Source organism: Gardnerella sp. 26-12 (assembly GCF_001660745.1).
Lineage (GTDB): Bacteria > Actinomycetota > Actinomycetes > Actinomycetales > Bifidobacteriaceae > Bifidobacterium > Bifidobacterium swidsinskii.
In genome coordinates, this window is the sequence record NZ_LWSR01000009.1 from 1 (window position 1) to 3,844 (window position 3,844).

Sequence of the window (3,844 nt, forward strand, 5' to 3'; positions counted from 1 at the left end):
TTGTAAAACAGTGTAACACATTGTAGAATGTAATAAAAGTTGATAGCTGAATATCACAAAAAGCTAGAAAAACAAATCAAAATTAAACAAAATTAACGAGTCAAGAAAACTAACGCGCTTATAGAAGCAAAAATTATAAGTATAAAATCAAGGAAGCATATTATGGCAATCAGCGCAACAGCAACGAAATCAAACACTGCAGCGAAAACCGCGAGCATCAACGTACGCGTCACCAAGGATGTTAAAGCGCAGGCAGAAGAATTATTCGCCAGCTTCGGCATAACTCTTAGCGAAGCAATAAACATGTTCTTACACAAATCACTTATGGTAGAAGGACTCCCATTCGACTTAAAACAGCCAAAATACAATAAAGAAACAATCGCCGCGTTTAAGGAAGCAAATGATATTCTATCCGGAAAAGTTCCAGCAAAACGCTATAACTCAGTATCCGAGATGATGGACGACGTTTTTAAGGAAGATTAATTATGCTTACTTTGACATACACTTCACAGTTTAAAAAAGACATGAAGAGAATCAGAAAGCGCGGATACGATACACATCTTGTTAATATACTACTTGAGAAGTTGCGCAACGAAGAGATTCTTGACGAAACGTACCAAGATCATCCTCTTAAAGGAAAATATTTAGGCTTCCGTGAATGCCATGTAAAATCAGACTGGCTATTGATTTACATAATTAAGGAAAACGAGCTTGTTCTAACAGCATCTCGCACGGGAACGCACTCCGATGTATTCAATGAGTAAGCGCACTCCGACCTGCTTGAGCACTGCGATTTAACGCTGTTTAGTGTGTTTGCCAAAGGTGGAATCGTCACTTCGGAACCGAGCAAAGAAGCCGGTTGCCGCACTTACAGCAGATTTAATCATCGAGCCACTTACAACAGGATGCGCGAAGCAGTGCTTAAAGCCAGCTGCAATATCGAGCGCGCCGCCGCCAAAAGCCTTCGCAAACCCAGTCAAAGCAGTGCCAGAGAGCACAGACGCAACCCAACCATGACGACCGAACGCCCCAGCAACCGCAAACATTGAGAACAGTCCAATAGACAAGAACGTGAACATAATAGCCGACTGGCCGCCAGTATGCGGCAAAGGCACTGGCTGAACAAATGTCTCCAAATAGTACGTCGTAGTAAAGAACACTAAAGGCGAAATTGGATTACTAACAGGCACAGCACCATCACCATCGCCAAGTTCTGTCCAAGTGCAACCACCTTCGCTTGACTTCTTAAACATGATTTTATAAGTATTACCCTGTTTTTCGTCAGGCTCAGGTTCAGGATTTTCATCTTCATCATCGCCATCTCTTACAGATCGCAATTTCCTTGCGGATCGCAGTTTCTTTACACGCGATTTCAACGTTGCACTACGCGAGCCAGTATCAGTATCACCACCTGATTTATCGCCACCTTCACCTTCACCAGGTTCATCTCCGCCAGGTTCATCACCACCAGGTTCACCACCAGGTTCCTCACCACCAATAACTTCGCCCGATTGAGAATCTATAGCACTTCTAAACTTTGAAGCGAAACTATTTTTTACAATTCTGTACGCATAATCCTGCGATTTTTCATCCTGTTTCTTCTCTAAATTACTCGAATTATACAGTGCAGGAATATAGTAAGTATAAGTAGTGCCACCCGAATCTCTATTGCAATCACATGTCATATTGTCATTTTTTATATCGCCAGGCTCCATTAGCTTGGCTTTAACAGGAATGTAGTATGCAATATTTTTAAGATCATCATTGTTTGAAATTGTATCTAAAATCGTAACATTATTAGTTACGACTATATTATCGCTGTGACCATTCTCATCGAGGGAGAATATTTCGCCATCAGCAAAATGACTTTTGATAGGATCATCCTCAGGATTATTCTCAAAACCACTAGACTGCAAATTATTCGCAATCAACGTGCCTTTAAAACCACCAAACATACCATCAACAGAAACAGTAGTAGACTCAGAATTAGTAGGTTTTGTAAAGTTCTTATTGCTGAAATCTAATATAAGACTGTCGCCACTTTCTGCTCCTGCATTGGAAAACATCGAACTAAGATTCGTAACTTTTGAAATATCCCACTTGCTTAAATCCGCAGCGCCGGTAAGTTTTTTGCAATCAGAAAACATGCTAGACATATCCGTAACATTGCTAACATTCCACCCTTCTAGACCTTTAAGATTACCCAAGCGAGTACAACCACTGAACATGCTAAACATATTCGTTACACTGCCAACATTCCAGCCGCTCAATGCACTTATATCAGCCAACCCTGTTATTTCTACTACATCACCTTCATGGTTTATATGCTCAAAGTAGCAATTGGAGAACATGCTGCTCATGTCCGTAACACTGCCAACATTCCAGCTGCTCAAAGGTTGAAGACTAGTTAAACTACCACAATTACTGAACATGTCGCTCATCTTCTCAACACTGCTAACATCCCAATCTTTCAAAGGATCAAGACTAGTAAGACTGCCGCAAGTGTTAAACATGCTGCTCATGTTCTCAACACTGCTAACATCCCAATCTTTCAAAGGATCAAGTTTAGTAAGAAAACTGCAATTAGAGAACATTCTAAACGTGCTAGTTAATGCGCTTGTACTGCTCTTATCTTTTGTATTCCAATTAGCTAAATCTTCGATATTTTTAAGCTTAGAGCAATATACAAACATGTCATCCATTTTTTTAACGTTACTAACATTCCACTCTCCCAAGCCTTCAGTACTTCCAATGTTGCTGCACAGCGCAAACATTGCCCTCATATCTGTAACATTTCTAACATCCCAACCACTCAAAAATCCAAGCGAACTCATACTCTTGCAGTATTCGAACATACCGATCATTGCTGAAACGTTTTCAGTATTCCAGCTTTTCAAACCGTCAAAATCTGTTATCTTGGTGCAACCCTCAAACATTCTGTTCATGTTCTTAACATTGCCAGTCTTCCACTTACTTAAAGATTTAACCGAAGCAATCGCCATCTCACCTGCATACCCGACTACTGGATTCAAAGCATCATGTTGATCTTGGTCCTTAATAACAGACGCGAACATTCCAGACATACTTCTAACATTGCTCACATCCCAATCTTCCAACCCTTTAAGAGATTTCAGACTAGTGCACCCCTCGAACATGCCCTCCATATTCGTAACATTGTCAACCTTCCAATTAGCCAAACCGCTAATATCTTCTAAACCAGTGCACCCCTCGAACATGCCCTCCATATTCGTAACCTTGCTCACATCCCAACCGCTCAAAAAACTAAAATCAGTTAATGAGGAATCCTTAAATAGATAAGACATGTCTGTAACGTTACTTACATCAAACTTGTCAATGTTACCAATGCTACTAATATTTTTCCCTGAAAAAAGACCCACACCTTTCTTGGACAGACTCCCATACGCATACACTTCTGCACCATAAAAATCAACTGAGCCAGTGCCATCATTATTGAGATTTGAAATTGCTTTTCGAATACTATTAAAATTACTAGATAGCCCATCAGCACTAATAGCACACGCATTTCCAGAACCAGATTTAGGGCGGAATAGAACTGTATCAGGGAAGTTGTCTGGAAGATAATGAACCACGCAAGCAGGAAGCTTTTTAACTTCTTCTAGGCTTAATTTCTCACCATCACCAGTGCTGCGATCTTTGCCCTTAGCTTTGTTAGCGTCTTTGCTATCTTTTTTAGAAGCTTTGTCAGCATTTTTGTCAGATTTACCAGATTTTACAGCATCTTTACTGGCATCTTTGCCAGCACCTTTTCCAGCAATTTTACTGGCATCTTTGCCAGCATTGCTGTTATCTACAGACCCCCCCC

The 3,844-nt window shown here is 40.6% G+C and carries 3 protein-coding genes; 2 read left to right on the forward strand and 1 reads right to left on the reverse strand.

The window, feature by feature from the left end:
* The first annotated feature begins 162 nt into the window (after positions 1–162).
* Positions 163–483 (forward strand): type II toxin-antitoxin system RelB/DinJ family antitoxin, encoded by a 321-nt coding sequence (locus A5295_RS01135; protein ID WP_050770715.1) that lies wholly within the window; start codon positions 163–165, stop codon positions 481–483.
* 2 nt (positions 484–485) lie between these two features.
* Positions 486–764, forward strand: coding sequence for a type II toxin-antitoxin system YafQ family toxin (locus tag A5295_RS01140; protein WP_004108415.1), 279 nt, complete (start codon positions 486–488; stop codon positions 762–764).
* 30 nt (positions 765–794) lie between these two features.
* Here the strand turns inward: A5295_RS01140 and A5295_RS01145 are convergent.
* The coding region (locus A5295_RS01145; protein WP_231875265.1) for a BspA family leucine-rich repeat surface protein at positions 795–3,844 on the reverse strand (3,050 nt) is incomplete at its 5' end.

What these genes read in the sequence shown, in the direction of transcription:
- A5295_RS01135 (WP_050770715.1), top strand. Translation starts at nt 163, where the DNA reads ATGGCAATCAGCGCAACAGCAACGAAATCAAACACTGCAGCGAAAACC.
- A5295_RS01140 (WP_004108415.1), top strand. Translation starts at nt 486, where the DNA reads ATGCTTACTTTGACATACACTTCACAGTTTAAAAAAGACATGAAGAGA.